This is a genomic window from Bradyrhizobium sp. HKCCYLRH2047, assembly GCF_051168175.1.
Classification (GTDB): domain Bacteria; phylum Pseudomonadota; class Alphaproteobacteria; order Rhizobiales; family Xanthobacteraceae; genus Bradyrhizobium.
In genome coordinates this window covers 279,648-306,177 of record NZ_JBNPUM010000004.1, presented here as the reverse complement: position 1 = coordinate 306,177, position 26,530 = coordinate 279,648, and the positions used below count along the sequence as shown (strand labels likewise).

28 protein-coding genes are annotated in these 26,530 nt (G+C 67.3%); 9 read left to right on the top strand and 19 right to left on the bottom strand.

Going from position 1 to position 26,530, the window contains the following annotated elements; genetic code table 11:
* Window positions 1-14 precede the first annotated feature (14 nt).
* The 3 genes from ACQR1D_RS11780 to ACQR1D_RS11770 form a co-directional block, all read right to left on the bottom strand.
* Window positions 15-719: an alpha/beta hydrolase gene (locus ACQR1D_RS11780; protein WP_410051913.1), complete on the bottom strand. Its 705-nt coding sequence runs from the start codon at window positions 717-719 to the stop codon at window positions 15-17.
* Window positions 720-895: 176 nt separating this feature from the next.
* On the bottom strand, window positions 896-1,354 hold the full coding sequence (locus ACQR1D_RS11775) for a hypothetical protein (RefSeq protein WP_316177147.1): 459 nt from the start codon (window positions 1,352-1,354) through the stop codon (window positions 896-898).
* A gap of 376 nt (window positions 1,355-1,730) precedes the next feature.
* Window positions 1,731-3,263 carry an acyl-CoA carboxylase subunit beta gene (locus ACQR1D_RS11770; RefSeq protein WP_434894030.1) on the bottom strand — a complete coding sequence of 511 codons (1,533 nt, stop codon included), beginning with the start codon at window positions 3,261-3,263 and terminating at the stop codon, window positions 1,731-1,733.
* A 125-nt stretch (window positions 3,264-3,388) separates the two neighbouring features.
* Here ACQR1D_RS11770 and ACQR1D_RS11765 point away from each other — a divergent pair, with 125 nt between their 5' ends.
* From ACQR1D_RS11765 to ACQR1D_RS11755, 3 genes are all read left to right on the top strand, one after another.
* The gene (locus ACQR1D_RS11765) at window positions 3,389-3,823 is read left to right on the top strand and encodes a DUF4260 domain-containing protein (protein WP_316177145.1); all 435 of its coding nucleotides are present in this window, start codon (window positions 3,389-3,391) and stop codon (window positions 3,821-3,823) included.
* A 307-nt stretch (window positions 3,824-4,130) separates the two neighbouring features.
* A complete protein-coding gene (locus ACQR1D_RS11760; protein ID WP_316177144.1) occupies window positions 4,131-5,099 on the top strand; it encodes a dienelactone hydrolase family protein in 969 nt (322 codons plus the stop codon).
* 100 nt (window positions 5,100-5,199) lie between these two features.
* A complete protein-coding gene (locus ACQR1D_RS11755; RefSeq protein ID WP_316177142.1) occupies window positions 5,200-5,685 on the top strand; it encodes a hypothetical protein in 486 nt (161 codons plus the stop codon).
* Window positions 5,686-5,849: 164 nt separating this feature from the next.
* Here ACQR1D_RS11755 and blaOXA read toward each other — a convergent pair whose 3' ends face one another.
* From blaOXA to ACQR1D_RS11735, 4 genes are all read right to left on the bottom strand, one after another.
* Window positions 5,850-6,668, bottom strand: a complete 819-nt coding sequence (blaOXA, locus tag ACQR1D_RS11750; protein WP_434838340.1) for an OXA-1091 family oxacillin-hydrolyzing class D beta-lactamase — start codon at window positions 6,666-6,668, stop codon at window positions 5,850-5,852.
* An 82-nt stretch (window positions 6,669-6,750) separates the two neighbouring features.
* Window positions 6,751-7,032 (bottom strand): EscU/YscU/HrcU family type III secretion system export apparatus switch protein, encoded by a 282-nt coding sequence (locus tag ACQR1D_RS11745; protein ID WP_315714536.1) that lies wholly within the window; start codon window positions 7,030-7,032, stop codon window positions 6,751-6,753.
* On the bottom strand, window positions 7,029-8,678 hold the full coding sequence (locus ACQR1D_RS11740) for a flagellar hook-length control protein FliK (RefSeq protein ID WP_316177138.1): 1,650 nt from the start codon (window positions 8,676-8,678) through the stop codon (window positions 7,029-7,031). The genes ACQR1D_RS11745 and ACQR1D_RS11740 overlap by 4 nt, the downstream gene beginning before the upstream one ends.
* Window positions 8,679-8,739: 61 nt before the next feature.
* On the bottom strand, window positions 8,740-9,522 hold the full coding sequence (locus ACQR1D_RS11735; RefSeq protein WP_316177137.1) for an ATP12 family chaperone protein: 783 nt from the start codon (window positions 9,520-9,522) through the stop codon (window positions 8,740-8,742).
* An 89-nt stretch (window positions 9,523-9,611) separates the two neighbouring features.
* Between ACQR1D_RS11735 and ACQR1D_RS11730 the strand changes: the two genes are divergently transcribed.
* The gene (locus ACQR1D_RS11730) at window positions 9,612-10,052 is read left to right on the top strand and encodes a hypothetical protein (protein ID WP_316177135.1); all 441 of its coding nucleotides are present in this window, start codon (window positions 9,612-9,614) and stop codon (window positions 10,050-10,052) included.
* 58 nt (window positions 10,053-10,110) lie between these two features.
* A complete protein-coding gene (locus ACQR1D_RS11725) occupies window positions 10,111-10,284 on the top strand; it encodes an RNA polymerase sigma factor region1.1 domain-containing protein (protein WP_316177133.1) in 174 nt (57 codons plus the stop codon).
* Between the two features lie 9 nt (window positions 10,285-10,293).
* Here ACQR1D_RS11725 and ACQR1D_RS11720 read toward each other — a convergent pair whose 3' ends face one another.
* On the bottom strand, window positions 10,294-11,676 hold the full coding sequence (locus tag ACQR1D_RS11720; RefSeq protein WP_434838341.1) for an RluA family pseudouridine synthase: 1,383 nt from the start codon (window positions 11,674-11,676) through the stop codon (window positions 10,294-10,296).
* A gap of 106 nt (window positions 11,677-11,782) precedes the next feature.
* Here ACQR1D_RS11720 and ACQR1D_RS11715 point away from each other — a divergent pair, with 106 nt between their 5' ends.
* Complete coding sequence (locus ACQR1D_RS11715; RefSeq protein ID WP_434838342.1) at window positions 11,783-12,730, top strand: alpha/beta hydrolase; 948 nt, start codon at window positions 11,783-11,785, stop codon at window positions 12,728-12,730.
* Between the two features lie 156 nt (window positions 12,731-12,886).
* Here ACQR1D_RS11715 and ACQR1D_RS11710 read toward each other — a convergent pair whose 3' ends face one another.
* From ACQR1D_RS11710 to ACQR1D_RS11700, 3 genes are read right to left on the bottom strand one after another with little or no spacing between them, the layout of a single operon-like run.
* A complete protein-coding gene (locus ACQR1D_RS11710; RefSeq protein WP_434838343.1) occupies window positions 12,887-14,221 on the bottom strand; it encodes a replication-associated recombination protein A in 1,335 nt (444 codons plus the stop codon).
* Window positions 14,218-15,612, bottom strand: coding sequence for a DegQ family serine endoprotease (locus ACQR1D_RS11705; protein ID WP_315800958.1), 1,395 nt, complete (start codon window positions 15,610-15,612; stop codon window positions 14,218-14,220). The genes ACQR1D_RS11710 and ACQR1D_RS11705 overlap by 4 nt, the downstream gene beginning before the upstream one ends.
* 60 nt (window positions 15,613-15,672) lie before the next feature.
* Window positions 15,673-16,050: a winged helix-turn-helix transcriptional regulator gene (locus ACQR1D_RS11700; RefSeq protein WP_431334774.1), complete on the bottom strand. Its 378-nt coding sequence runs from the start codon at window positions 16,048-16,050 to the stop codon at window positions 15,673-15,675.
* Between the two features lie 117 nt (window positions 16,051-16,167).
* On the opposite strand from ACQR1D_RS11700, the gene ACQR1D_RS11695 reads away from it, so the two are divergent.
* On the top strand, window positions 16,168-17,184 hold the full coding sequence (locus ACQR1D_RS11695; protein WP_434838344.1) for a zinc-binding alcohol dehydrogenase family protein: 1,017 nt from the start codon (window positions 16,168-16,170) through the stop codon (window positions 17,182-17,184).
* Between the two features lie 229 nt (window positions 17,185-17,413).
* On the opposite strand, the gene ACQR1D_RS11690 is transcribed toward ACQR1D_RS11695, so the two are convergent.
* On the bottom strand, window positions 17,414-17,809 hold the full coding sequence (locus tag ACQR1D_RS11690; RefSeq protein WP_316177125.1) for a hypothetical protein: 396 nt from the start codon (window positions 17,807-17,809) through the stop codon (window positions 17,414-17,416).
* A 211-nt stretch (window positions 17,810-18,020) separates the two neighbouring features.
* On the opposite strand from ACQR1D_RS11690, the gene chrA reads away from it, so the two are divergent.
* A complete protein-coding gene (chrA, locus tag ACQR1D_RS11685) occupies window positions 18,021-19,250 on the top strand; it encodes a chromate efflux transporter (protein ID WP_434838345.1) in 1,230 nt (409 codons plus the stop codon).
* Between the two features lie 79 nt (window positions 19,251-19,329).
* Here the strand turns inward: chrA and ACQR1D_RS11680 are convergent, their stop codons facing one another.
* Window positions 19,330-19,626: a hypothetical protein gene (locus tag ACQR1D_RS11680; RefSeq protein ID WP_316216044.1), complete on the bottom strand. Its 297-nt coding sequence runs from the start codon at window positions 19,624-19,626 to the stop codon at window positions 19,330-19,332.
* 362 nt (window positions 19,627-19,988) lie between these two features.
* Between ACQR1D_RS11680 and ACQR1D_RS11675 the strand changes: the two genes are divergently transcribed.
* Window positions 19,989-21,452 carry a hypothetical protein gene (locus ACQR1D_RS11675; RefSeq protein WP_316177119.1) on the top strand — a complete coding sequence of 488 codons (1,464 nt, stop codon included), beginning with the start codon at window positions 19,989-19,991 and terminating at the stop codon, window positions 21,450-21,452.
* Window positions 21,453-21,591: 139 nt separating this feature from the next.
* Here ACQR1D_RS11675 and ACQR1D_RS11670 read toward each other — a convergent pair whose 3' ends face one another.
* The 6 genes from ACQR1D_RS11670 to rpsK form a co-directional block, all read right to left on the bottom strand.
* Window positions 21,592-22,929 (bottom strand): chloride channel protein, encoded by a 1,338-nt coding sequence (locus ACQR1D_RS11670; protein WP_434838346.1) that lies wholly within the window; start codon window positions 22,927-22,929, stop codon window positions 21,592-21,594.
* 21 nt (window positions 22,930-22,950) lie between these two features.
* Window positions 22,951-23,247, bottom strand: a complete 297-nt coding sequence (locus ACQR1D_RS11665) for a DUF1330 domain-containing protein (protein ID WP_316216042.1) — start codon at window positions 23,245-23,247, stop codon at window positions 22,951-22,953.
* Window positions 23,248-23,255: 8 nt separating this feature from the next.
* Complete coding sequence (locus ACQR1D_RS11660; RefSeq protein ID WP_434838347.1) at window positions 23,256-24,050, bottom strand: SDR family NAD(P)-dependent oxidoreductase; 795 nt, start codon at window positions 24,048-24,050, stop codon at window positions 23,256-23,258.
* Between the two features lie 322 nt (window positions 24,051-24,372).
* Entirely contained in the window at window positions 24,373-24,786 is a 414-nt protein-coding gene (rplQ, locus tag ACQR1D_RS11655; protein ID WP_006611863.1) for a 50S ribosomal protein L17, read from the bottom strand.
* Between the two features lie 117 nt (window positions 24,787-24,903).
* Window positions 24,904-25,935 (bottom strand): DNA-directed RNA polymerase subunit alpha, encoded by a 1,032-nt coding sequence (locus tag ACQR1D_RS11650; protein ID WP_315800968.1) that lies wholly within the window; start codon window positions 25,933-25,935, stop codon window positions 24,904-24,906.
* A gap of 112 nt (window positions 25,936-26,047) precedes the next feature.
* Window positions 26,048-26,437 carry a 30S ribosomal protein S11 gene (gene rpsK, locus ACQR1D_RS11645; RefSeq protein WP_006611861.1) on the bottom strand — a complete coding sequence of 130 codons (390 nt, stop codon included), beginning with the start codon at window positions 26,435-26,437 and terminating at the stop codon, window positions 26,048-26,050.
* Between the last annotated feature and the right edge of the window lie 93 nt (window positions 26,438-26,530).

The following is a 26,530-nucleotide window of genomic DNA, read 5'->3' as shown; positions in this document are numbered from 1 at the left end:
CCGCAATCCGGCGCTCAGCGAAACCCCGCGGCCAGGCCGACCACCTGCCCGTCGAGCCCGTTGAAGCCGTGATGGCCGCGCGCCTGACAGGGATCCCCCTCTTCCGCGCCGCCCGACAGCCACTTCGCGCGCGCCCGGCCGCCGGACCATCTGATGAACGGGTCGACGCCTGCCGGCAGCGTGAACTTGCAGGCGTCGCTGGTATGATGGATGACCAGCGTCCGCGGCAAGGCCGAGGGCGAGCCGAGGATCGACATCACGTTCGAGGAGCTCCCCGACTCCGGACTGAGGAAGCCCGAGGTCAGCACCAACGCATCCGGCCGGGCACCGCGCGCGATGCCTTCCGCGGCGCGCAACGTGCCGCGGCTGGTGCCGATCACCGTCACCGGCCGCTTGATCGTGGCCATGTAGTCCACCGCGGCCTTCAGATCGGTACTGGTGTCCGCGACCATCACGGCGAGCCCGCGTGCGGCATAGGCGTTGCGCGTGCGCACCAGCTGGTTGCCGAGCAGGCCGTGAATGTCGCCGCGCTCGCCGACATGGATGGCGCCGTCACCGCCGGGCAGCAGGATCACGCTGGCGCGCACCGAGGCCGGCCTGATCAGCGCGACGCGGGAGCCGCCGATCGTCACGGTCTCATCGGCGAAGGCTGCTCCGGCTGCGACAGCCGACATCGCAACTGCCAGCCAGATACGTATCCAATTCGCCGGTCTGATCATCGGAGCCTCCCCGCGCGGACTCGCGCTGCCGCGGGAGGCTATCAGAAATCAACGAGGCCCGGAGTGCCTAGGAGTCCGGGCCTCGTCACCTCGCGACCTCGCGCGAGCGAAGCCGGTCGGTATTTGACAATGTCTAGCGTCCGATCACGCCGATCGCATTGAGCTGGCTCAAGACGTCAGTAGCAGCGCGTGATCGTGACGGTGTGATCGCCGCCGCGGCGTCCCGGCACCGTCACGGTCTGCATCGGGCAGCTCGATACGTAGGGGCGATCGGATGGCACGACGTTCGGTGGAAAGCGGTGGGCCCAGTCCCACGGGACGTCGTAGGTATAGGTGTAACGCACGTCGGCCGAGGTCCGCTCCGGGATCTGCTGCGGCACGGGCTCGTCATAACCGCCATAGGCGAAGGCGCCGGCGGCCGGCAGATAGGCGCGAGCGCCGCGATAATGGTGATGACGCAGGCCGGGCCTGATCCCAGGCGCCGGCCGGACGACCTGGCTCGGTCCAACGGGACCGGCAGCCACTGCGGCGCCAGACCGGGCCGATGCGGCCTCGGTCGAGAAGATCAGCGCAGCGGCCGCCGCGCAGACGACGAAAACGCCTGAATTCCGAAATGCCGATGTTCTGTCAGCCATGATACGCGACCCTACTCTTCCGACCCACCCGCAACCCGGCAAAGCTAGGCCAGCGGCCCAGTTCCCGCAAACCCATCGTTAAAGGTTAGTTAAGCGACAGGCTTAACGCCAGGGCGAGAGAAGGCGCCCGATTGCCGCATTCTCCGTGATGCAGGCCGGGCACGAGCCCCTGGATTGCTTCGTCGCTGCGCTCCTCGCAATGACGATGGGTGCGACGGGCTTTCATCCCCGGCCGACACAGCGGGACGAGGACAGCGCCCGGCGCGCGCGCCGCGTTCTCCGTCATTGCGAGCGAAGCGAAGCAATCCAGGGCCACGCGGCAGCTCGCAATGATTTTGTCGCCGCCGCCCGCGAGGACGACGGCTCGAGCCGATGCCTACAGCGGCAGATTGTCGTGCTTCTTCGCCGGCATCTCCATCTTCTTGTCGCGGAGCATCGCGAGCGCACGGGCGATGCGGCGGCGGGTGGAGTGCGGCATGATGACGTCGTCGATATAGCCGCGCTCGGCGGCGATGAACGGCGACAGGAAGCGGTCCTCGTATTCCTTGGTGCGCGCGGCAATTTTCTCCGGGTCCGCCATGTCGGCGCGGAAGATGATCTCGACGGCGCCCTTGGCGCCCATGACCGCGATCTGCGCCGTCGGCCAGGCGTAGTTCATGTCCGCGCCGATCTCCTTCGAGGCCATGACGTCGAAGGCGCCGCCATAGGCCTTGCGGGTGATGACGGTGACGAGCGGCACGGTGCATTGCGAGTACGCGAACAACAGCTTCGCGCCGTGCTTGATCAGGCCGCCATATTCCTGCGCGGTGCCCGGCAGGAAGCCCGGCACGTCGACGAAGGTGACGATCGGAATGTTGAAGGCGTCGCAGAAGCGGACGAAGCGCGCCGCCTTGCGCGAGGCATCCGAGTCGAGCACGCCGGCCAGCACCATCGGCTGGTTGGCGACGAAGCCGACCGTGCGGCCCGCGATGCGGCCGAAGCCGGTGACGATGTTCTTGGCAAAACCTTCCGCGATCTCGAAGAAGTCGCCCTCGTCGACGACCTTCAGGATCAGCTCCTTCATGTCGTAGGGCTTGTTCGGATTGTCCGGGATCAGGGTATCGAGCGACATGTCGACGCGCTCGATGTCGTCGAAGCTCGGCCATTCCGGCACGCCGTCGCTGTTGTTCGACGGCAGGAAGTCGATCAGGCGGCGCATCTGCAACAGCGTCTCGACGTCGTTGTCGAAGGCGCCATCGGCGATCGAGGAGCGCGTCGCATGCACCGAGGCGCCGCCGAGCTCTTCCGCGGTGACGACCTCGTTGGTCACGGTCTTCACGACGTCGGGTCCGGTCACGAACATGTAGCTGGTGTTCTTCACCATGAAGATGAAGTCGGTCATGGCCGGCGAATAGACGTCGCCCCCGGCGCACGGGCCCATGATGACGGAGATCTGCGGGATCACGCCGGACGCCAGCACGTTGCGGCGGAAGACGTAGGAATAGCCTGCGAGCGCCGCGACGCCCTCCTGGATGCGGGCGCCGCCGGCGTCATAGAGGCCGATGATCGGCGCGCGCGCCTTCATCGCCATGTCCTGCAGCTTGGTGATCTTCAGCGCGTGGGTCTCGGACAGCGAGCCGCCGAACACGGTGAAATCCTTGGCGAAGACGAAGGTCTTGCGGCCGTTGACGGTGCCCCAGCCGGTGACGACGCCGTCGCCGGGGACCTTGGTCTTCTCCATGGAGAACTCGGTGGAGCGGTGCTCGACGAACATGTCGAACTCCTCGAACGAGCCCTTGTCGAGCAGCAGCTCGATGCGCTCCCGCGCCGTCAGCTTGCCGCGCGCATGCTGCGCCTCGATGCGCTTCTCGCCGCCACCGAGCTTGGCGCCTTTGCGCCGTTCCTCGAGGGTGTCCAGAATGTCCTTCATGCGCTTCCCGCCCGTTCCCGATGTCGTGACTGTTGGCGGCCTTCTAACACGGCTATTTCGAAGCCGGAAAGCCGCTTTCGGCAGTGCCGCCCCTCCTCCCACAGCTCGGAATTGGAAGCAGAATCATGGATATGGCCGCGCAACCGGACCTGGTCACTGAGCCCTTGGGCACATCGCGTGGCGCCGTCCAGGGCGGCCTGCGCCTGCTGCTGCGGCTCGAAGGGCTGGTGCTGGCGGCCGCCGCGATCGCCTTCTACGCCCACCAAAGCGGCTCGTGGTGGCTGTTCGCGGCCCTGTTCCTGGCGCCCGACGTCAGCTTCGCCGCCTATCTCGGCGGCCCGCGGATCGGCGCCGTGGCCTACAATGCCGTCCACAGCACGCTGGCACCCGCCGCCCTGCTCGCGATCGGGCTGGCGGCCGGACAGCCACTGGTGGTCGAGATCGCCACGATCTGGCTGGCCCATGTCGGCGTCGACCGGCTCGCCGGCTACGGCCTGAAATATGCCGACGGCTTCGGCTTCACCCATCTCGGCCGGATCGGCGGAGTTCGTCGACCCTGACACCGCGGTCCGAGATGCCGGAGTCTCAAAGAGGCCCGCGGCCCCTTGTTTCGCGGCGCACCAGGCTCGGTGTTGTCCACCGCTGTCAGCCAGCGCGCCGCGCACGGCTGTTTGACAGCTCCGCGATCGCTCGTTCTACTTGGTTGCAAAGCCGCGCCACAAGCGGCGAGCCAGGAGGACGGTCATGGAGCGACACATTGTTGCTGCCTCATCGACGCTTGCCGTGGACGCTCGTGTTGCCGTCTCGCATCGACCGCGCCGCGCCGTTGGAGGGTCCCGTTGCCGACAGGCGGTGGTGGCCGTGACGATGCTGCTGACAGCCTTGGCCGGTGACTTCGGCAGCAGCGCCAGCGCCCAGGGCTTCACCAAGGATATGCCCGCCCGGGTCGAGATGTATCCGATCCCGTCGCTGACCTTATCCGATCGGCAGTTCCTCTCCGGCGACGACGGCGGCAAGCCGGTGACCGTCGTCGGCGAAATGCGCGTCGCGCAGGGCAGCGGCAGGCTGCCGGTGGTGGTGCTGATGCACGGCTCGGGCGGCGTCGGCGCCAACATCGCGGCGTGGAGCCGCACCTTCAATGCGATGGGGATCTCGACCTTCGCGATCGACGGCTTCACCGGGCGCGGCATCACCGCGACCAGCACCAACCAGGCCCAGCTCGGCCGGCTGAACCTGATCATGGACATCTACCGTGCGCTGGACGTGCTGGCGAAGCATCCGCGCGTCGATCCCGAGCGCATCGTGCTGATGGGCTTTTCACGCGGCGGTCAGGCGGCGCTGTATGCGAGCCTCGAGCGCTTCCACAGGCGCTGGAACAATTCGGGGCTGCAGTTCGCCGCCTATATCCCGTTCTATCCCGACTGCTCGACGACCTATCTCGGCGACACCGACGTCGTGGCGCGGCCGATCCGGATCTTTCACGGCGGGCCGGACGACTACAATCCGGTGCGGACCTGCAAGGCCTATGTCGAGCGGCTGAAGGCCGCGGGCCGCGACGTCGCGCTGACGGAATACGCGGACTCGCCGCACGGCTTCGATCTCGGCCTGCTCGGCGCCAACATGCTCGCAGTCGCGCCGAAGGCGCAGACCGTGCGCAACTGCCGCATCAAGGAGAGCGACGGCGGGATGCTGATCAATGCCGACACGCAGCAGCCCTTCACCTATCAGGACGCCTGCGTCGAGTTCGATCCGCATGTCGGCGGCAATCCGGCCACGGCCGAGGCGGCGCGCCAGGCGGTGACGGATTTCCTGCGCGCGCTGTTCAAGCTGTCGTGAGCAAAAATAGAACGATTTGGATCAATTTTTGAGGTGACAGATCGAACGTATCGGGTCTTGCTGCGTTGTCGCTCGCTTTTCGACGATGAAACGGAGCCCGATGATGCGCGCCTCTCGCCTTGCGATCCCCACTTTGCTGACCGCCCTCGCCTTGGGCGGCACGGCCCATGCGGCGCCTGCCGCGCCGTTCCGGGGGCTGCAGGGCTCCTGGACCGGCGGCGGCGTGATCAGCCTGTCCGACGGCAACCAGGAGCGGCTGCGCTGCCGCGCGGCCTATGACGTCGGCGGCGCCGGCGAGCAGCTCCGGCTCAACATCCGCTGCGCCAGCGACAGCTACAACATCGATCTCTCCAGCGACGTCGCCTATCGCGGCGGCGAGATCTCGGGGCAATGGAGCGAGTCGAGCCACAACGCGTCCGGCACGATCGAGGGCCGCGCCGTCGGCAACCGCATCGAGGCCCAGGCGCGCGGGCAGACGTTTTCCGCCGGCCTGTCGCTGACGACGCAGGGACGCCGGCAGACCGTGTCGATCCGCCCGGCCGGCACGGACATCAGGGGCGTCGACCTGGAGCTGGCGCGGCGGTGACGTACGCTAGGTCGCCACGATATCGTTGCTTCGCGTAGCAACGCGCCGCTCTATCCACGTCGTTGCGAGCGCAGCGAAGCAATCCAGAGTCCCACACACCACACTGGATTGCTTCGCTACGCTCGCAATGACGGTGGCGAGAGCATGCGCGCCTCACGATTCGCTCACAGCGCGCCGATCTCCTTCAGGCACGCTTGGGTCAACGTCATGCGGGCTTCGACGTGGCGCGGCTCCGGGCAGTCCATGTTGAGCGCGAACACGGTCGGCTGGTCACCCTTGTCGACCCAGCCGACCATCCAGCCGAGTGAGCCCTGCTCCTTGCCGAGCAATCCCGACTTGAAGTGAATGACGGCGTCGCCGACCTTGGTCGTCGGAATGATGTCGCGCGTCAGATCCTGGCTGCGCTTCGACACCGTCAGCGCGCCACGGCGCAGGCGATCGATGAAATCGACCTGCTCCACCGGATCGATGCGAAGCGCGCCGGTGAGCCAGAACTGGTCGATGCCGCCGCCGATGTCGTGATTGCCGTAGTCGAGCTCCTCGAGATATTTTTGCATCCGCTCGGGACCGATGCGGCGCGCGATCTCCTGATAGACCGGCACGGCGGAGACCGCGATCGCGCTGCGCAAGGTGTGATCCCTGTTCCAGGCCTCGATCGATCTCGTGACGCCATCCCATTTGAACACATCCTTGTCGGGATCCTCGACGACGCCCGTCTCCAGCGCGATCAGCGAGTTCGCGATCTTGAAGGTCGAGGCCGGCAGCTTCGCCTCGCCGGAGCGATCGGCATCGCTGGCGATGATGAGATATTCCTCGACCTTGTAGGCCAGGAACGTGCCCTTGGTGCCCTCGTCGGTGAAGCGCTTGGTGAGCTCGCCGCGGATCTCGTTGCGTGGCGGTGCGACATGCGCAAATGCGCGCGCGGGCAACAGGCTGGCGCCGGTCATCAGGGCGAGCGCGTGGCGGCGGCTCATCATGGGCATCGCAAATCTCCGTCGTCGTTCGCCCTCCCTACCACAGGGCGGTGACGACCGACGCATGACGGAGATCACAAATGCGGCGCGCTCAGCGCATCGGCCGCGACAGGTTGAGCACGAACACCAGCACCTCGGCGACGGCCTTGTAGAGCTCCTCCGGGATCTCGTCGCCGAGCTCGACATTGGAGAGCGCGCCGGCCAGCACCTCGTTCTCCTCGATCGGGATGTCGTGCGCCTTCGCGACCTCGATGATCTTGGCGCCGATCGTGCCCTTGCCCTTGGCGACGACGCGCGGCGCGCCCTGGCCCTTGTCGTAGTGCAAGGCGACGGCGAGCTGGGTCTTGTTGGCGGCCTTCACCTCGATGCTCATAGCGCGCGATCCAGGAAATGGCCGGCCCTGGGCGGCATCACGGCCGGCGGCGCGCCGTCCTGCACCACGAGATCGCCCGGCGAGAGCTCGGCACGGCTGAGGGCCTGGCTGAGGTCGGCAAGGCCGGCGCGCAGCCGCGCGGCGGTGACCGGACGCTCGGCCCACATCCGCACGGAGGTGCGCTCGGCGCTGAATGAGATCATCGCATGCACCGGGCCGGCCGGCTCGACGTCGAGCGAGAAGCGCGCCCGCCAGACGCGCTTGGCCGCGTCCGGCGATTGCGTGCCGCCGTCGCGCGCGATCTCGAACTGCGCCATGGCCGTGCCCTGCGGGGTGGCGAAGGGAATCTCGAAGTTCCAGCGCGGCGGCGCCGGGTCGGTGCGCGCGGTCGAGGCGTCCGGGCGATCCGGCAGCGAGGCGACCTGCAGCAGGGTCTGGCGCGACAGCGCCTGGTCGGTCTCGTCGAGCAGCCGGTGCGCGATCGCCGACAGCGGCGTGTCGGGACCGAGCGTCGGCATCGCCACGGCCTGCGGCATCGGTGCAGCCCCGCGGAACGGCGGCGGCGGGGTGTTGGTGCGCACGACCATATCGGCGCGGCCGTTGGCGTTGCGTCCGGGAACGAGGCCCGCGGCGCGCGGAATCTGCTGCTGCGCTTCCTGCAGCACGGCCAGCACCGTGCCGGGCGTGAGCGACTGCGCCTTGGCGCCCGTCAGGGCCTCGATCAGCGCCGAGCCGGTGAAGCCGGCAGACGCGGCGTCGGGCCGCCCCATTCCCGTGGCCCAGGGCTGGGGCGGCAGCTCGATCTCGATGTCGGGCACCAGCGAGGGAGCGCCGCTCTGTTGCTGCGCGGCGGCGGCGCGGCCGGCCTCCGACAGCACCGAGGCATAGGAGCCACCGGGCGACGGCTGCGCCGATGCCGCCATACCGGGATCGGCGGTCTGCAGCACCGTCGCCAGCGTCTGGCGCAGCACGATCAGCGCCGCCTTCAGGTCGGGCGTGCCGGTGCCGGTAGTGCCATTGGCGAGCGAGGATTCCAGGAACAGGCCGGATTGCTGCACGGCGGTCTGCACATCCTCCGCAGTCAGCGCCGGCGAGAGCGGGGTCTGCTGCGCCAGCACCTGGGCCACGGCGGCTCGCAAGGCCGGTGGAAGGTTCGGCGAGTCGGCGACGGCCTGGAGATCGGCGAACAATTGGCCCTGGCTGCCCTGGCGGGTCGCCGCCTCCTCGCTGGCGATCGACAATGCGAGCCGCTCCAGCCCGGTCAGCGGATCCGGCGGTGGCGGCAGCGCCGGTGCCAGCCGGCCGGTGACGTCGACGACGGTGGCGGCCGGCGTCGGGGTGCCGGTGGTGCCAGTGGCAGCGCTGCCGCCCTGCCCGACGATGGCGAGCTGCAGCCCTTGCGCGGTCTGCGACACCGCGACCTGCACGGTCTGGCCGGCCTGCAGCGGCAGCTCGCTCGCGAGCTCCATCGACAGGTTTCCGATCGCGACCTGGACCAGGTTCTCGGCGAGCACCTGCTGCACCCTGGCGCTGACCAGTGCGCCGGCCTGCAGCGTGGTCGCTGCCGCCACCGTGGTTCCGGCCGGCGAGCTGCCGACGCCGCGGACGGCGCTCACGGAAGGCGACGGGGTGACACTCTGGACCATGCGCGTACTCGGGTTACGCGCACAGCCTAGCGGGTGCCCCTAAACCCGGCGTTAACCGGCCTCAGAGCGCGGCGTCGACTGCCCGGAGGATGCGGACGGCGGCTTGGTAGTCGATCTGCTTGGCGGCGCGGCGGCTCATCGCCTCCTCGTCGGCCCCCCATTGCGCGACGTTCCAGTCCTCGTCGACATGGGCTGCCGCCCAGACCTGATCGGCGTCGCGCACCCCATGCACCAGCGCCAGCGCCAGCAGCGCCGAGCCGGTCAGTGTGGTGACGACATGCGCGGCCGCCACCGTCCACGGGCCGGTCGGCAGCGCAGCGCGCGCGGCCTGGACCGCAGCCTCCGGCTGGGCCACATGCATGATGCCTTCGGACAGGATGAAATGCGCGCCCAGGCCGTCGCGCGCCCAGTCCAGCACCGGGTCCCAATGCTCGGCCTCGCGCGCGACCAGCCCCTCGGGATGACCGGCCCGGTAGAACAGCAGGTCGGACTGGAGATATTTGGCAATGTCCTCGCGCACCGCGTCGGTGCGGTCGACCACCGACTGCACGACGCTGTTGGCGAACCGCGTCAGCGGCATCGTGGCGGGATCGATGTTCTCACCCTGGGCCTGCCACTCGGCGGCGACGGCCTCCGCCAGCTCCCCGGCGGGAACGATGACGACGCGCCCCGACGGCGTGCGGATCGGCCGGCCATCGAGGGTGACGTTGAAGCCGCCCTCGGCCGCGGCGGTCCCGGCCTCCTTATAGAAGCGCTTGCGCAGCGGCGTCCGCATCGCCTGGCGCGCCGATTCCTGCGGATCGAGCGGCGACCGGCCGACGACCTCGTCAAACAGTTCACGCATCAGAATTCCAGCCCTCTCGCGGGATGATCACACGGGATCCGTTGTTTTCGCGGTAGATAAGCCCTGTCCGCCCGAAATGCGAGCTGCCGATGCGTCCGCTGCTCTCCGCCCTCGTCCTGCTCGGCAGCGCCGTTGAGGCCGCCGCCGGCTTCCGCTCGCCGGAATCGCTGGTGCGCAACGTCTATGCGCATTACGGCCGGGGCGCGCCGGAGCTCTCCGCCGGGCTGCCGCGGACGGCCGAGACCGCGCGGCAGTTCTTCGATCCGAGCCTCGCCGGGGCCTGGGCGGCGCCGCGGCGTGAGCCCTACGATTTCCTGGTGCAGAGCCCACGCTGGAAGCTCGGCCCGGTCGCGATCTCGATCTTGCGCAAGCAGTTCGACAAGACCTATGTCGCCGCCAGCTTCGACAACCAGGGCCACCGCGTGACGATGAACTTCATCGTGGTCAAGGGGCCGGACGGCTGGGTCATCCTCGACGTCGAAACGCCGCACGATTCGCTGCGGTTATTCCTGGAGCAGTTCCGGAAGTGAGCCGCGGCGGGATCGACTCTCCTCGCCTTAGATAGAGGCCCACCTCAGGAGGATAACCATGACTGTGGCCGAGATCATTCGTCGCGCGATCGCGCTGAGTGAGCCGGACGGCGAGATCACGTTCGACGAGCTGAACGACCTTTTCGGTCCGGAACGCCCGCCCGAGGACGTCGAAGACGTGTTCTTGGCGCTTCATGACGCGGGCATTCAGCTCGTTGAGCAGAGGAGCTGAATCTGCCGCTCACTCCTCCGGCGCGTTCTCGATCGGGTCGAAGCGGTCGTGCTCGAGGCCGAGCAGGTTCCACGACTGCAGCATGTGCGGCGGCAGCGGCGCGGTGGCGTCGATGAATCCGCCGCGCGGATGCGGGATGACGATGCGGCGCGCCAGCAGATGCAGCCGGTTCTGCAGGCCGCCGGGCAGCGCCCAGTTCTCGATGTTGAAATATTTGGGATCGCCGACGATGGGATGGCCGATATGGGCCATGTGCGCGCGCAGCTGATGGGTGCGGCCGGTCACCGGTTTCAGCGACACCCAGGCGAGCTTGTTGGCCGAGGCCTCGACCACCGCGTAGTAGGTCACGGCGTGGCTGGCGCCCTCGTCGCCATGGGCGGCGACGCGCATGATGGTGTCGTCCTCGCTCTCCTCCTTGGCAAGATAGGTGGAGATGCGGCCCTGCTTGGGCTTGGGCACGCCCGCCACCAGCGCCCAGTAGATCTTGCGCGCCGAGCGGCTGCGGAAGGCGCCGGTCAGATGCGTCGCGGCGAAGCGGGTCTTGGCGATCAGCAGGCAGCCGGAGGTCTCGCGGTCGATGCGGTGCACGAGCCGCGGCTTCTGGCCCTTGGCGTCGCGCATAACCTCCAGCATCTGGTCGATATGACGGGTCATGCCGGAGCCGCCCTGCACCGCGAGCCCGGCCGGCTTGTTGAGGACGAGCACGTCGACGTCCTCGTACAAGGTCATCGCCTTGAGGCTCTCCAGCGTCTTGCGCTCGCCCTCGGTGAGGCCGGCGCGCTCCTTCGGCGCGTCCAGCTTGAGCGGCGGAATACGCACGCTCTGGCCTTCTTCAAGGCGATCCTTGGAGTCGGCGCGCTTGCCGTCGACGCGCAGCTCGCCTTTGCGGACGATGCGCTGGATGTGCGAGAACGACAGGCCGGGAAAGCGCGCCTCGAGGAAGCGGTCGACGCGCATGTTGTTCTCGTCGGCCGTGACCACCACGGTCTGCACCTTCGTCGGCAGCAGCGGCGTCTCCGGCTCGACCTTCTTCGGCGGCGGCGCCGCAGGCCTGCGCTCGGCACGCTCCGAGCTGAACCGCGCGGGCTTGCCGGCACCGGCGCGCTTGGCCGGCGGCCGCTCGCGCGGGGCGAAGCTGTCGCGGCGATCCTCTCCCTCGGCGCGCGGCGCACGGCTGCGCTCGGCCTTGCCGCGCCCGAAATCGCCGCGCGGTGCCGCCTCGCGGTCACCGGCAAAACGGTCGCGCCGCGGCCGCTCGGCATCGGGACGCTTCGCAGACTCACGCTTGGCCGCGGCGCCTGCGCTGCGGGCGGCCTCGGCCTTCGGCCGCTCGCTGCGGCGATCGGTCGGGCGATCGGATCGGGTCTGGGTTCGCTTGATACGGCGGCTCATGGCAGGTTGCGTATCGCAAAAGCCCCTGCCAGTCACGGCGAAATCGCGATAAATCCGCTTGTGAGTCGGCCGCTTGGGCCATCGATACTGATCGGAGCGAATTCGAATGACGCTCACGCGACTGGGCCTGGCGATCCTGGCAGCCACGCTGGCGACGACCGCCACGCAGGCGCAGCAGAGCCCCATGCCCGACGACATCGCCTGGAAGCTGATCGAGATCGGCCGGGTCATCGCCCCGCCGAAGACCGCCGCGATCTACACGCCGCTGCAGGCCAAGGAACCCTACACCGGCGTCAAGGTGCAGCGCGATGTGAGATACGGCACGGCCGAACGCAATCTGCTCGACGTCTTCACGCCGGATGCCGCGGCCGCGCCCCGGCCGGTGCTGATCTTCGTGCATGGCGGCGCCTTCATCGGCGGCAACAAGCGCACCACGCCGGACGGCCCGTTCTACGACAACATCATGCTGTGGGCGGTGAAGAGCGGCTTCGTCGGCGTCAACATCACCTACCGCCTGGCGCCGAAATTCTCCTGGCCTGCCGGCGTCGAGGATGTCGCCAGCGCGGTGCAATGGGTGGCCGCCCACGCCGCCGAGAACGGCGGCGATCCCGCGCGCATCTATCTGATGGGCCATTCGGCCGGCGCGGTGCACGTCGCGACCTATGTGGCGCATCCCGAATTCCACAAGGTCGCCGGCGGCGGCCTTGCGGGCGCGATCATGGCCTCGGGCGTCTACGACCTCACCGCGACGCCGCTTGGCGACCAGGAGATGGCCTATTTCGGCACCGATCCCTCGCGCTTCAAGGAGCGCTCGTCGCTGCAGGGGCTGCAAGCCTCGCCCTTGCCGCTGATGATCGTCTCCGCCGAGCTCGACCCGCCGCGCTTCGTCGAGCAGTTCGATCTGCTCAAGCAGGCCGCCTGCAAGCGACCGTCCGGCTGCGCCCGCGCGGTGATGCTGCCGCAGCACAGCCACATGTCGGAGGTGTATGCGATCAACACCGAGGACGACCGGCTGACGCGGGAGATTGCGGAGTTCGTCAAGACGGGGAAGTAGTAGCGCGCTCCCTCCACCGTCATTACCCGCAGCGAAACAATCCAGGGCGTCGCGAGGACTCTGGATTGCTTCGCTGCGCTCGCAATGACGTGGAGAGAGCATGACGCAACATAAGCAGCGCGACACGCGGTGACAGAACGAGCGGCGTCGGGGCTCCTACCCACCCCGCTCCTTCCGCAGCTTCGCCCAGTAGTCCAGCCGCTTCCTGATCTCGCGCTCGAAGCCGCGCTCGGGGGGATCGTAGAACTGCTGGCGGCCGAGGGCGTCGGGGAAGTAGTCCTGGCCCGAAAACGCGTCCGGCGCATCGTGGTCGTACTGATAGCCCGCGCCGTAGCCTTCGCCCTGCATCAGCTTGGTCGGCGCGTTCAAGATGTGCTTTGGCGGCAGCAGCGAGCCGCCCTCTTTCGCCACGCGCTTGGCGGCGCCGAACGCTTTGTAGGCGGCGTTCGATTTCGGCGCGGTCGCGACATAGATCACGGCCTGCGCGATCGCGAGCTCGCCCTCGGGTGAGCCCAAGAAGTCATAGGCATCCTTGGCGGCGTTGGCGATCACCAGCGCCTGGGGATCGGCGAGGCCGATGTCCTCCACCGCCATCCGAACGATGCGGCGAGCAAGGAACAGCGGATCCTCGCCGGCGTCGAGCATGCGGGCGAAGTAGTACAGCGCCGCATCCGGATCGGAGCCGCGCACCGATTTGTGCAGGGCCGAGATCAGGTTGTAGTGGCCGTCGGCCGATTTGTCGTAGATCGGCGCACGGCGCTGCAGGATGTCCTGCAACTGCACCGCGTTGAAGATCTCGTCCTTGCGCGCCGAGCGCCAGACTTCCTCGGCGAGCGTCAGTGCGGCGCGGCCGTCGCCGTCGGCCATGCGGATCAGCACGGCGCGCGCCTCGTCGTCGAGCGGCAGCTTGCGGCCCTCGGCGGCTTCCGCGTTGCTGTAGAGCTTCTCGATCGCGGCGGCGTCGAGCGAGTGGAACACCAGCACGCGCGAACGCGACAACAAAGCGGCGTTGAGCTCGAACGACGGATTCTCGGTGGTGGCGCCGACCAGCACGACGGTGCCGTCCTCCATCACCGGCAGGAAAGAGTCCTGCTGCGCGCGGTTGAAGCGATGCACCTCGTCGACGAACAGCAGCGTGCCCTGCCCGGTCTCGCGGCGCGCGCGCGCGGCGTCGAAGACTTTCTTCAGGTCGGCGACGCCGGAGAACACCGCCGAGATCTGCTCGAAATGCAGCTCGGTAGCATCGGCCAGCAGCCGCGCCACCGTGGTCTTGCCGGTGCCGGGCGGGCCCCAGAAGATCAGCGAGCCCAGCGTGCGCGTCTCCAGCATGCGCGTCAGCGCGCCGTCGGGACCGAGGATGTGGTCCTGCCCGACGACGTCGGACAATTTGTGCGGACGCAGCCGCTCGGGCAGCGGCCGCGGCGCATCCTGCTCCATCCCCGCCGCGGCGAAGAGGCTCGGGCCTCCCTGCTGGGGACGCTTCGGGCTCATCCGCCGAGCGTGACGTTGATCTGCTGGCCGCCGCGCAGCACGGTGATGCGCCAGATGCGCGCGGCCTCGCGCGACGCCTTGTCGAGGTCGGCGGTCTTGGCGATCTTCTGGTTATTCACGGCCATGATCACGTCGCCCTTCTGGAAGCCGACATTGGCCGCGGTGGTGCCGTCGCCCGGCTCGAGCACGACCACGCCCTCGGTGTCGGCATCGAGATGCAGCTCATCGGCGACCGCCGGAGAGATGTTGGCGACCTTGGCGCCCTGGAACGGCGAGCGGCCGTTGATCACCATCTCGTTGCGTCCGGTGTCCGGCGCGGTCTCCAGCGCGACCGCGACCTTCACCGGCTTGCCGCCGCGCTGCAGCTCGATCTGCGCCGTGCCGCCGAGCGGCCGGGTCGCGAAGCGATAGTCGAACGCGTTCGGGTCATCGACGGTCTGGCCGTCGATCGACACGATCAGGTCCGACGACTTGATGCCCGCCTTTGCCGCCGGGCTGTTCGCGACCACGGAAGCGACCAGCGCGCCGGTCGGCGAGCGCAGGCCGAGGCTCTCGGCGATCTCGGGCGTCACCGCCTGCAGCCGCGCGCCGAGCCACGGGCGCTTCACCGCCTTGCCGCCGCTCTTCGCCGAAGCCACGACCACGCGCACCATGTTGGCAGGGATCGCGAAGCCGATGCCCTGCGAGCCGCCGGACTTGGAATAGATCGCGGTGTTGATGCCGACGAGACGTCCGGTCATGTCGACCAGCGCGCCGCCGGAATTGCCGGGATTGATCGCGGCATCGGTCTGGATGAAGAACTGATAGTCGGTGATCCCGACCTGCGTGCGCGCCAGCGCCGACACGATGCCGTGGGTCACGGTCTGGCCGACGCCGAAGGGATTGCCGATCGCTAGCACGACATCGCCGACCAGGAGATCATCGGAGTTGGCGAGGTCGAGCGTCGGAAACTGCTCCTTGGTGCCCTTCAGCTTGAGCACGGCCAGATCAGTGCGGCTGTCCTTCAGCACGATCTCGGCTTCGAACTCGCGCTTGTCGGCGAGCGAGACCTTCACCTCGTCGGCGCCCTCGATCACGTGCACGTTGGTGACGACGAGACCGGACGCATCGATCATCACGCCCGAGCCGAGCGAGCGCTGCATCTGCTCCTGCGGCCCGCCCTGCAGGCCGAAGAAGCGGCGGAAGATCGGATCGTCGAGAAAGGGATTGCGGTTCTGCACCACCTTGGCGGCATAGACGTTGACGACCGCCGGCTGCACGCGCTGCACGATCGGCGCATAGGACAGCCGCAGCTCGGCCGCGGACTGCGGCACGCGCCGGTCCTGCGCCGCGAGCGGAGTGGCTGCCAGCAGAGACAGCAGCAGGACCAGTGTGGAGCGAATCAACGTCATGCGAACAATCCTGGGAAAATGACGGCTTGGATATAGGCGGAACGGCCGCCGCGGCCAAGCTCAGGCGGCCTGATGCGGCGTTTTGATGGTCTCTGCAACGGGGCCGCAGGACAGCCGTTCCTGGTGCCGCTCGCCCCAGCTCCTGAGGACCTCGATCACCGGCCGCAGGCTCTCGCCGACCTCGGACAGGGTATAGTCCACCCGCGGCGGCACCTCGGCATAGACCTTGCGAACCACCAGCCCGTCGTCCTCGAGCGCCCGCAGCTGCTTGGTCAGCATCCGCTGGGTGATGCCGGGCATCAGGCGGCGCAGCTCGCCGAAGCGCTGGCTGCCGCCCTGCAGGTGGTAGAGGATCACGCCCTTCCACTTGCCGTCGATCAGATCGAGCGTGGCTTCGACCGCGCAGCCCGGACGGCGGGTGAAATTCTTCCGTTTCATCGCGTTTTGGCCCAATAGTATCCAAACGGGGACTAGTTCCCCATTTTTACAGTACTTGCTGAAATGACGCCAGAAGGACAAACAGATCCTATCGCCAAGCCAACCAGGAGGTTGTTCATGAAGGCCGTCGGATACCAGCAGTCGCTCCCCATCACCGAGGACCGCGCGCTGTTCGACTTCGAGACCGCCAAACCCGAGCCGAAGGGACGCGACATCCGCGTCGCAGTGAAGGCGGTGTCGGTCAATCCGGTCGACACCAAGGTGCGCAAGCGCGCCGCACCGCCCGCCGGCGAAACCAAGATCCTGGGCTATGACGCCGCTGGCGTGGTCGAGGCTGTCGGCCCGGACGTGAGCCTGTTCAAGCCCGGTGACGAGGTGTTCTACGCCGGCTCGATCCTGCGCCAGGGCACCAATGCCGAATTCCATCTGGTCGACGAGCGCATCGTCGGACGCAAGCCGAAGAGCCTGTCGTTCGCCGAGGCCGCCGCCCTGCCCCTGACCTCGATCACCGCGTGGGAGCTGCTGTTCGACCGGCTCGGCGCCGTCCCCGGCAAGAGCCTCGATGACCGCACCTTGCTGATCACGGGCGCCGCCGGCGGCGTCGGCTCGATCCTGATCCAGCTGTCGCGCCGCCTCACCGGCCTGACCGTGCTCGCTACCGCCACCCGGCCCGAGTCGCGCGACTGGTGCCTGAAGCTCGGCGCCCATGCCGTGATCGACCATGGCAAGCCGATGAAGGCGCAGATCGATGCGCTGAAGCTGCCGCCGGTCGCGCTCATCGCGAGCCTCACCCACACCGACCAGCACTACAAGGCGATCGCCGACTTCATGGCGCCGCAGGGCAAGTTCGGCCTGATCGACGATCCCGCCGAGTTCTCACTCGCAGCCTTCAAGGGCAAGGCGATCTCGATCCACTGGGAATCGATGTTCACGCGCTCCTCGTTCACGACGCCCGATATCATCGCGCAGCACAACCTGCTCAACGATGTCTCTGATCTCATCGACAAGGGCGTGATCCGCACCACCCTCGGCGACAACTACGGCACCATCAACGCCGCCAACCTCAAGCGCGCCCATGCGCTGATCGAGAGCAACACATCGCGCGGCAAGATCGTGCTGGAGGGGTGGGGTTAAGTAATAGCGCTCATAGGGTGGGCAAAGGCGTGGCTCAGGTCTCTCCACGTTCGAGGTCGCGGTGGCGCCGTGCCCACCATCTCGCCGGTGCACTCGCTGACGGACGGTGGCACGCTGCCGCCTGACGGCGGCTGCTTTGCCCACCTACGGCACCGCCACCCTCAACTAACAAGCCCGCGCTTCATAGCTTTCCGTCATTGAGAGCGAAGCGGCAACGGCGTCCGGTCGCTCATTGCCGCGCTGGTCCCCAAGCGTAGGCCTCATCGGGAGTGCTGAACGCCCTGATCACCGGCTCGGAAAAGCCGAGCGCCTCGTAGCAGTACTCACTGCCGACGAAACTGAAATGCCGGGGTCGACGGCCGACCGGATCGATCGCCTCATAGGCATTCAACAAGGCCGATTGCTCGGCCTCCTTGATATAGACGCCGCCGTCGTACACGACGGTGTCGGCGCCATGCGCCGACACCGCGTAAGCGACCTCTTCGAACCCGGCATAGATCTGGCACGCGATCTCGATGCCGTAGGCGCGCAAACCGGGCGGCGATGCCACGACGATCAGGTGGAGCACGCCGCGCCAGAGACCTTGATCGAAGACCGCAGGCGGTCGTTCGATGCCGTCGATCATCGAGGGGTAAGGACGCCATTTGATGGAAGGGTCCGGAAACAAGAAACCTCCAGGCAGATCTTGATCATGGATCATAGCGCGGCATGTAGGGGCTGCATATTCGCCCTGCATTCGATAATTCGGAGGGCTGCGAGGCCATGATGGGCGAGGACTGGCCGGCCGGGCCGATCTCCTTTAACGAAGCGCGACATTCGCATCTGGAACGGCGTCCGTGAGCAGCCTCGAGCAAGAGACCCATTCGTCCGCCGATCGCGGCCCGCGCAGCGGATCGCCGCTCGAGGTCCTCAGCATCTTCCTCAAGCTCGGCCTCACCTGCTTCGGCGGGCCGATTGCCCATATCGGCTATTTCCGCGACGAGTTCGTCGTCAGGCGAAAATGGATCGACGAGCATGCCTATGCCGATCTGGTCGGGCTGTGCCAGTTCCTGCCCGGTCCCGCCAGCAGCCAGGTCGGCTTCTCCATCGGGCTGATGCGCGCCGGCTATCTCGGTGCGCTCGCGGCCTGGACCGGCTTCACTTTGCCGTCGGCCGCCGTGCTCATCCTGTTCGCCTATGGTGCGGGCCGATTGAGTGGACCGATCGGCAGCGGCCTGCTGCACGGGCTGAAGCTGACCGCAGTCGCCATCGTCGCACAGGCGGTCTGGGGCATGGCGCGCACGCTCTGTCCCGATCGCACGCGCGCCTCGATCGCGGTCGCCGCAACGTTGATCATTCTGCTCAGTTCGGCCTCGGCCGCGCAGATCGGGGCCATCGTGCTCGGCGGACTCGCCGGCCTCTGGCTGTGCCGCGGCGAGGCGGCGCCGTCGGGACACGTCGCGATCCCGGTGTCGCGGAGCGTGGGGGTCATGGCGCTCGTGCTGTTCGTCGTCCTGTTGGCGGGACTTCCGCTGCTGCGCGGCTCAACGGGATCGACGCCGCTTGCCTTGTTCGACGCGTTCTATCGCTCCGGCGCGCTCGTGTTCGGCGGTGGACATGTGGTGCTGCCGCTGTTGCGCGAAGCCTTCGTCGGACCAGGCTGGCTGAGCGACGACGCCTTTCTCGCCGGCTACGGTGCGGCGCAGGCCGTCCCGGGCCCGCTCTTCACCTTCGCCGCCTATCTCGGCACCGTGGTCGCTCCGAAGCCGCATGGGATCATCGGGGCCGCGCTCGGTCTCCTCGGAATCTTCCTTCCGGGCATGCTGGTCCTGCTCGCCGCGCTGCCGTTCTGGGACTCGTTCCGCAAGCGCGCCGGCGCCCAGGCCATGATGCGGGGTGTCAACGCTGCGGTCGTCGGTGTGCTGGGAGCAGCCCTGTACAACCCGGTCTGGACAACCACCGTCCATAACGCGGCAGATTTTGGCATCGCGCTGGTCGGTTTCGTCCTCTTGGTCGCCTGGCGCGCGCCGCCGCTCGTCGTGGTGACGTTCAGCGCGATTGCCGGCGTCGCGGCCGCGCTGGTGTAAGCGGCGGCGCCGCCGCATCACATGGTTGGCAAAGCGCCGCCGAAGCGGCGCTCTGCCCCCAGCGAGCTGCCGTGCGCGGCTAGTTATGCTTCTTCCAGAAGATGCGCGCGCCCTGCACGGATTGCGCGACGTTGATGCGTGCACGCTCGAACGGCGTCACCATGCCGTCGGCCTTGGCCTTGTTTTCCAGCTTCTGCACGTGGATCTGGCCGCGGACGAGCTGCTGCGCCTCCGGATAGGTCAGCCGCCCGCTCACGATGCCATTGTAGATGCGATGTGACTGGTTGCGCTGACGCGCATCGATCAGCGGCGTGCCCGCAAGGCTTGCGCCCGACGTCAGCGCGAGCAGCAACACAGCGGCCATGATGGACTTCATTTCACTCTCCTGTGGTTGTCGTCCACCGGCGTGAAGACGTCATTGTCCGCACTCGTCCAGCGAACGGCCGCCAGGATGCGCGCGATCGGCCGTGTCGACCGTGCCCGGGCTCACACGCGGCCGTGTCGTCCGATGACGACGAATGCTGCAGTGATCGATCGTCGGGTGGAGCCGCATGTCACGCCGCGGGGGCCTCCGCAAAAAAATTGCGGCTTGCGTGAGCTGCCGGTCTTGCAAATCTCACCTTTGGGTGCATGTTCGCCGCGCACTACTTTTGAATGAATCATTTTTAACAATCATTGGCGACGCATGGCGGCGAGACCAACAGCCCATCCCAGCGCGCACATCCATGGAGACCGGCCATGAGAACGATTCAGTGGCTCATGCTCACTTTCGCGACGACCGTCACCGCAAGCGGCCTTGCCGGCGCCCTCAGCCCTGCGAGCGCCGCCCCGCCTCCGCCGGCGAAGAACTGCCCGGCCTTCGGCTGGTCGGAGGGACTTGGCAGTTATCTCAAGCCGGACGCCGCCTTCCCCACCTCCGACACCAAGACCATCCCGACGCCGGACTGCAATTTCCATCAATGGTCGTGGGAGGCCTTCGTCTGGGCGACGGCTCTGGTGAAGGATTCGGGCTCCGGCGCCGCCGTGCCGCGGTTCATGACCTTGGCGACGCCCGACGAGTTGCTCAACAACGCCGAGAATGCCGGCGCCCCACGGCCGCGCCCGCTGACCTTGGCGGCCCGTGCCCAGGTCTTCCATGGCATGGCCGGCTTCACCGAAGGCGCCGGCGCCATCGTCGAAGCCGACGGCAACATGCTGGTCGCGCAGAACGGCTATCCCGTCTACGCCTCGGTTCACATGAACCAGAGCTATTTCAACACCGCGCGCAAGAACCTGATCGCGACCGGCGGCTACCAGAGCCAGCCGGCAGATTCCTCCTTCGCCGTGGGCGATGCGGTGTTCAAGGCGACGTGGCTGCGGCTCGACCCCGGCCAGGCGCCGCCCGCGGGCGCCTATACGACCCAGGCACAGGTGCCGGTGCTGGAGAACAACGTCACCCCCGGCCTGATCACGATCCGGCCGGCGCCCGGCAAATTCGTCACGGTGACGGTGGCGCTGGTCGGCCTGCACGTCGTCGGCTACACCGAGAACCACCCTGAATTCCTGTGGGGCACGTTCGAGCTGAAGAACAACTCACCGCAGACGCCGGACAACACCTTCGCGCCCTCGGCAAGCCGCTCGGATCCGAAGAACTATACGCTCTACAAGGGCAGCACGCCGTTCTCGCAGGTCAACATCGCGGCGCAGCCCGGCGCCAACCGGCCGCAACTGCGGCTCGATCCGGCGACCCAGAAGCTGACGCCGGTGACCAACGTCGTGCTCGAAAACCAGACCGGCGGCGAGAACCAGCCCAACGGCGTCGGCAACATCTTCGCGATCACGGCGCAAGCCCAGGGCTTTCTCTCCGGCCTGAAGGGCCCGCAATCGACGTTCGCGAACTACGCCCTCGACGGCACCGTCTGGATGCTCCCCAACTCGTACAATCTGAACAGCAACCAGACCAATGCGGTCGGTTCGGTCAATCTCGCCAACGCCACCGCCGAGACCTTCGTGCAGAACGCCGACAACACGCCGATCAAGAACGTGCTGAACTGCTTCCTGTGCCACAACCCGACGTCCTATTCGTTCCAGACGCCGCCGCCGGCCAAGCTGCCGAACCGGCTGATCGCGCTCAGCCACGTGCTGTCGATCGGCTCGCCCTACGAGGTGCCGAACTCGATCTCCGGCCGGCTCCTGATGCGGCCGGATCCGTTCAGGAAGTAGACCGACGACGCTTGCGCGGCGGCGCCGGCAACGGGGCCGCCGCCGTTTCGAGCCGATGGCAGATCTCAGGATCTGCCATCAAGCGATTGAACCGACGCCGGCTATCGGCGCGCTCCGAACCGCTGCTTGAGCGCTGGGATCAGGATGGCGCGGCAACCTGCTTCGGCTCCTGCGCTGCCTCAGCCTTCGTCTCAGCTCTGGCGACGAAGCCCTTGGCGAGGGCGTGATAGAGCCCCTCCTCGCAGATCAGGCGCGAGGTGCCGTAGGCGATCAGCGACGCCATCATCAGCGGCACCACCATGGCGTGGTTGTCGGTCATCTCGGTGACGATGACGAAGGCGGTGATCGGCGCCTGCACCACGCCGGCGAAATAGGCGACCATGCCGAGCAGCATGATCGGCGCCAGCGGCGACTGCTGGAACAGGCTGGCGACGTTGGCGCCGATGCCCGCCCCGACCGCCAGCGACGGCGCGAAGATGCCGCCGGGAATGCCGCTGATCGCGGCAAAGGTGGTGGCGAGGAATTTCAGCACGCCGAAATCGCTCGGCAGCGGCGTGCCGGTCTCCAGCGCGCCTTTCACCTGTGCATAGCCGGTGCCGTAGACCGTATCGCCCGAGGCCAGCCCGCACAGCGCGACGGCAAAGCCGCAGGCGAGCGCGAACGGCAGCGGGTGGCGTTTGATGAGGCGGCCGCCAGCGCCGGACAGTCCGCGCGCCATGGTGATCAGGATGCGGCTGAACAGGCCGCCGGCGGCGCCGCCCAGGACCCCGCAGACGGGCACCGCCAGCCAGTCGATGCCCTTGCCGAGCGCGATCGGCGTCGTGCCGAAATAGGCGTAATTGCCCATCAGGGCCAGCGAGGTCAGGCCCGCGGCGATCACGGTGGCGATGATGAGGCTCGAGGTCCGCGTCTCGAAGGCACGACTCATCTCCTCGATGCCGAACACGATGCCGGCGAGCGGTGTGTTGAAGGCGGCCGCGACCCCGGCGGCGGCGCCGGCCAGGATCAAGCCCGGCTGCCGCCGCGGCGATAGCCGGCCGAGCGCGAACATGATGGAGGCGCCGACCTGCACTGTCGGGCCCTCGCGGCCGACCGAGCCGCCGCACAGCAGCCCCAGCAGGGTCAAGAGCACCTTGCCGATGGCGATGCGGATCGACACCAGCGGGCTGCGCGCGCTCGTGTCGGTCAGGTGCCGAGCGGCGATCGCCTGAGGGATGCCGCTGCCTTGCGCGTTCGGGAAGAAGCGCTGGGTCAGGTAGACCGACAGCGCGAAGCCGGCGGGCGTCACGATCAGTGAGGCGTAGCGTGATTTCGACAGCAGCCAGTTGAAGGCGAGCTGGGCCAGGTCGGCGAGCTCCGCCAGGGCCACGGCCGCCGCGCCCACCACCAGGCCGCCGGCCACGAACAGCACCCGCCGCTGCCAGCGCGCCGAGGTCAGCTTGAGCCAACGCTTGCGGCGGGGGGTGATGGTCAGCATGGGCGCAACGGAGTCCGTTCTCTACGCAGGTGCAGCACCCTCGACGAAAATCAGCCGGCGGTCCAGCGCCTTCCCGCGCTCGCCCAGGGCGTCGGCGTATTCGGCCGACGCATACCATTCGCGCAGCCGGGCCATCGACGGGAACTCGACGATGATGAGGGTCTTGGCCGGCGGACCGCCTTCGACCGTCTCGGAGATCCCGCCGCGGACCAGATAGCGCCCGCCATACTGCGCGATCGAGCGCGCCGCGAGCATGCGGTAGCGCTCCATCGCTTGGGCGTCGCGAACCTCGGCCTCGGAGATGACGTAAGCCGCCATGGCCGGCCTCAGGCGATGGTGTCGAGGATGCCGCCCTCGGCGCGTAGCGCGGCTCCGTTGGTGGCAGAGGCCTGCTGCGAGGCGGCATAGACGACCATGTTGGCGATCTCGTCGACGCTGGCGAAGCGCTGCAGCAGCGAGGCTGGCCGGTGCTGCTTGACGAAGGACGAGGCCGCCTCCTCCTCCGACTGGCCGTTCTGGCGGGCGAGATCCCTCACAAAGGTCTCGACGCCTTCCGACATCGTCGGACCCGGAAGCACGGCATTGACTGTGACGCCGGTGCCGCGGGTCAGCTTGGCAAGCCCGCGCGAGATCGCGAGTTGGGCGGTCTTGGTCGTGCCGTAGTGGATCATCTCGGTCGGAATGCTCACCCCGGACTCCGAGGAAATGAAGATGATGCGGCCCCAGTTGCGCTTCAGCATGCCCTGCATGTAGGCGCGTGCCATGCGCACGCCGGACATCACGTTGGTCTCGAAGAAGCGGCTCCAATCCTCGTCGGGAATGTCGAAGAAGTCCTTGGGCTCGAAGATGCCGGCATTGTTGACGAGGATGTCGACCTCGGGGAGCGCGGTGACGATGGCATTGCAGCCGTCGATCCGAGCGACGTCGCCGACGACGCCGCGCAGCCGGGCGGCCGGGACAAGCTGCTTGAGCTTCGCGACCGTCTCGTCGACCCGGGCTTGGCTGCGACCATTGATGACGACCTCCGCGCCGGCCGCGGCCAGCCCCTTGGCGATGGCAAAGCCGATGCCGGCGGTCGAACCCGTGACGAGGGCGGTCTTTCCCGAGAGGTCGATGTGCATGAGCAGCTCTCCGTTGTGCTGAAGCAACGGATGTGGGGCGTCGTCGCGCCAACGCAACGCAGAGCTGATCCTCGAGAAGAACGGTGAATGGCGCGGGCAAATGCCGCCGGCGGCCTCCGTAGGGTGAGCAAAGCGGCCGCCGAAGGCGGCGGCGGGCCCACCATCGATCGACGAATTCTCGGTGAGATGGCGGGCGCGGCGCCGCCAAGAGCACGTGCGAGGCGACGGCGTCGACCCGTCTTTGCCCACCCTAGAAGCGACCACCCTCAAACGAAAACGGCGCCCGAAGGCGCCGTTCTGAAAACTCGGGTCGGATCGCCGCTTACGCGGCTTCCGAGGTCTCCTGCACCGGGCCGGAATCCTGCCCCTTGGCATCGACGTCGCGGTCGACGAACTCGATCACGGCCATCGCGGCGTTGTCGCCGTAGCGGAAGCCGGCCTTGATGATGCGGGTGTAGCCGCCGTTGCGGTCCTTGTAGCGGGGCGCCAGCACGTCGAACAGCTTCTTGACCTGGTCGACGTCGCGCATCTCGGCGATCGCCTGACGGCGCAGCGCGAGTCCGCCCTTCTTGCCGAGGGTGACGAGCTTCTCGACGATCGGCCGCAGCTCCTTGGCCTTCGGCAGCGTGGTGACGATCTGCTCGTGCTTGATCAGCGCGGCGCACATGTTAGCGAACATCGCCTTGCGGTGCTCGGCGGTGCGGTTGAGCTTCCGATGAACCTTGCCGTGACGCATAGTGTTAGTCCTTCATTTCAATCTGCCGCGACGGTTCGTCGGACATGTTGCTCAGGTGGGCTGCCTGCGTTCGCCCGGGTGGTTACGGTGGCGGGTAGGACCCTACCCGCCCGCCGCTCAGTAGTGATCCTCGAAGCGCTTGGCCAGCTCGTCGATGTTCTCCGGCGGCCAGCCGGGCACTTCCATGCCGAGATGCAGACCCATCTGGGCCAGCACTTCCTTGATCTCGTTCAGCGATTTGCGGCCGAAGTTCGGGGTGCGCAGCATTTCCGCTTCCGACTTCTGCACGAGGTCGCCGATATAGACGATGTTGTCGTTCTTCAGGCAGTTCGCCGAACGCACCGACAGCTCAAGCTCGTCCACCTTCTTGAGGAAGGCCGGGTTGAAGGCGAGGTCCGGGATGATCTCCTGAGCGACTTCCTTGCGCGGCTCTTCGAAGTTGACGAACACGTTGAGCTGATCCTGCAGGATGCGCGCGGCATAGGCCACCGCGTCCTCCGGCGAGATCGCGCCGTTGGTCTCGATCGTCATGGTCAGCTTGTCGTAGTCGAGGATCTGGCCCTCGCGGGTGTTCTCGACCTTGTAGGAGACCTTGCGGACCGGAGAGAACAGGCTGTCGACCGGGATCAGGCCGATCGGCGCGTCCTCGGGACGGTTACGATCGGCGGCGACATAGCCCTTGCCGGTCGCGACCGTGAACTCCATGCGGATCTCGGCGCCCTCGTCCAGAGTGCAGAGCTGCAGGTCGGGGTTCAGAACGACGATATCGCCGACGGTCTGGATGTCGCCGGCGGTGACCGCGCCCGGACCCTGCTTCTTCACGACCATCCGCTTCGGGCCTTCGCCCTGCATCTTGATCGCGATGTCCTTGATGTTCAGCACGATGTCGGTGACGTCCTCGCGGACACCGGCGATCGAGGAGAACTCGTGCAGCACGCCGTCGATGTGCACCGACTGCACAGCGGCGCCCTGCAACGACGACAGCAGGATGCGGCGCAGCGCATTGCCGAGCGTCTGGCCGAAACCGCGCTCCAGCGGCTCGGCAACCACGGTGGCGAAACGGGTCGCGTCGGAGCCCGGCGTGACCTGGAGCTTGTTCGGCCGAATCAATTCTTGCCAATTCTTCTGGATCGTCACTGTTTCACCCATGGGCCAGTCATGGGATCTGACTGACTGGCGTTGGAGAACCGCGCTTCAGATCGCGGCAGTCGAAATGTCTCAAAAGCACGACGAGGCGGACATGCTGTCCGCCTCTTTCAGATTAGACGCGCCGACGCTTGCGCGGGCGGCAACCATTGTGCGGGATCGTCGTCACGTCGCGGATCGAGGTGACGGTGAAACCCGCAGCCTGCAGCGCACGGAGCGCCGATTCACGGCCGGAGCCAGGGCCGGCAACCTCGACCTCGAGGGTGCGCATGCCGTGTTCCTGAGCCTTCTTGGACACGTCCTCCGCCGCGACCTGCGCGGCATACGGGGTCGACTTGCGCGATCCCTTGAACCCCATCGTGCCGGCCGACGACCAGGCAATAGTGTTGCCCTGCGCATCGGTGATGGTGATGGTGGTGTTGTTGAACGACGAATTCACGTGGGCGACGCCGGAGGCGATGTTCTTGCGCTCACGACGGCGGACGCGTGCGGCTTCCTTGGCCATATAAGTACCTTTCTCGAGATCTCAACGCCGCCGTAGTGCCAGCGGCTACACCAGAAAGGCGAATGGTGAATAGCGAGTAGCGAATAGGGATCG

What these genes read in the sequence shown, in the direction of transcription:
- ACQR1D_RS11730 (WP_316177135.1), top strand. Translation starts at nt 9,612, where the DNA reads ATGCGTCCGCTGCTCTCCGCCCTCGTCCTGCTCGGCAGCGCCGTTGAG.
- ACQR1D_RS11735 (WP_316177137.1), bottom strand. Translation starts at nt 9,522, where the DNA reads ATGCGTGAACTGTTTGACGAGGTCGTCGGCCGGTCGCCGCTCGATCCG.
- rpsK (WP_006611861.1), bottom strand. Translation starts at nt 26,437, where the DNA reads ATGGCCAAGGAAGCCGCACGCGTCCGCCGTCGTGAGCGCAAGAACATC.
- ACQR1D_RS11700 (WP_431334774.1), bottom strand. Translation starts at nt 16,050, where the DNA reads ATGAAACGGAAGAATTTCACCCGCCGTCCGGGCTGCGCGGTCGAAGCC.
- ACQR1D_RS11780 (WP_410051913.1), bottom strand. Translation starts at nt 719, where the DNA reads ATGATCAGACCGGCGAATTGGATACGTATCTGGCTGGCAGTTGCGATG.
- ACQR1D_RS11695 (WP_434838344.1), top strand. Translation starts at nt 16,168, where the DNA reads ATGAAGGCCGTCGGATACCAGCAGTCGCTCCCCATCACCGAGGACCGC.
- ACQR1D_RS11770 (WP_434894030.1), bottom strand. Translation starts at nt 3,263, where the DNA reads ATGAAGGACATTCTGGACACCCTCGAGGAACGGCGCAAAGGCGCCAAG.
- ACQR1D_RS11705 (WP_315800958.1), bottom strand. Translation starts at nt 15,612, where the DNA reads ATGACGTTGATTCGCTCCACACTGGTCCTGCTGCTGTCTCTGCTGGCA.
- ACQR1D_RS11670 (WP_434838346.1), bottom strand. Translation starts at nt 22,929, where the DNA reads ATGCTGACCATCACCCCCCGCCGCAAGCGTTGGCTCAAGCTGACCTCG.
- ACQR1D_RS11755 (WP_316177142.1), top strand. Translation starts at nt 5,200, where the DNA reads ATGATGCGCGCCTCTCGCCTTGCGATCCCCACTTTGCTGACCGCCCTC.
- ACQR1D_RS11680 (WP_316216044.1), bottom strand. Translation starts at nt 19,626, where the DNA reads ATGAAGTCCATCATGGCCGCTGTGTTGCTGCTCGCGCTGACGTCGGGC.
- ACQR1D_RS11710 (WP_434838343.1), bottom strand. Translation starts at nt 14,221, where the DNA reads ATGAGCCCGAAGCGTCCCCAGCAGGGAGGCCCGAGCCTCTTCGCCGCG.
- ACQR1D_RS11650 (WP_315800968.1), bottom strand. Translation starts at nt 25,935, where the DNA reads ATGGGTGAAACAGTGACGATCCAGAAGAATTGGCAAGAATTGATTCGG.
- ACQR1D_RS11715 (WP_434838342.1), top strand. Translation starts at nt 11,783, where the DNA reads ATGACGCTCACGCGACTGGGCCTGGCGATCCTGGCAGCCACGCTGGCG.
- rplQ (WP_006611863.1), bottom strand. Translation starts at nt 24,786, where the DNA reads ATGCGTCACGGCAAGGTTCATCGGAAGCTCAACCGCACCGCCGAGCAC.
- ACQR1D_RS11775 (WP_316177147.1), bottom strand. Translation starts at nt 1,354, where the DNA reads ATGGCTGACAGAACATCGGCATTTCGGAATTCAGGCGTTTTCGTCGTC.
- ACQR1D_RS11675 (WP_316177119.1), top strand. Translation starts at nt 19,989, where the DNA reads ATGAGAACGATTCAGTGGCTCATGCTCACTTTCGCGACGACCGTCACC.
- ACQR1D_RS11745 (WP_315714536.1), bottom strand. Translation starts at nt 7,032, where the DNA reads ATGAGCATCGAGGTGAAGGCCGCCAACAAGACCCAGCTCGCCGTCGCC.
- blaOXA (WP_434838340.1), bottom strand. Translation starts at nt 6,668, where the DNA reads ATGCCCATGATGAGCCGCCGCCACGCGCTCGCCCTGATGACCGGCGCC.
- ACQR1D_RS11765 (WP_316177145.1), top strand. Translation starts at nt 3,389, where the DNA reads ATGGATATGGCCGCGCAACCGGACCTGGTCACTGAGCCCTTGGGCACA.
- ACQR1D_RS11660 (WP_434838347.1), bottom strand. Translation starts at nt 24,050, where the DNA reads ATGCACATCGACCTCTCGGGAAAGACCGCCCTCGTCACGGGTTCGACC.
- ACQR1D_RS11665 (WP_316216042.1), bottom strand. Translation starts at nt 23,247, where the DNA reads ATGGCGGCTTACGTCATCTCCGAGGCCGAGGTTCGCGACGCCCAAGCG.
- ACQR1D_RS11760 (WP_316177144.1), top strand. Translation starts at nt 4,131, where the DNA reads ATGCTGCTGACAGCCTTGGCCGGTGACTTCGGCAGCAGCGCCAGCGCC.
- ACQR1D_RS11740 (WP_316177138.1), bottom strand. Translation starts at nt 8,678, where the DNA reads ATGGTCCAGAGTGTCACCCCGTCGCCTTCCGTGAGCGCCGTCCGCGGC.
- ACQR1D_RS11690 (WP_316177125.1), bottom strand. Translation starts at nt 17,809, where the DNA reads ATGATCGACGGCATCGAACGACCGCCTGCGGTCTTCGATCAAGGTCTC.
- ACQR1D_RS11725 (WP_316177133.1), top strand. Translation starts at nt 10,111, where the DNA reads ATGACTGTGGCCGAGATCATTCGTCGCGCGATCGCGCTGAGTGAGCCG.
- ACQR1D_RS11720 (WP_434838341.1), bottom strand. Translation starts at nt 11,676, where the DNA reads ATGAGCCGCCGTATCAAGCGAACCCAGACCCGATCCGATCGCCCGACC.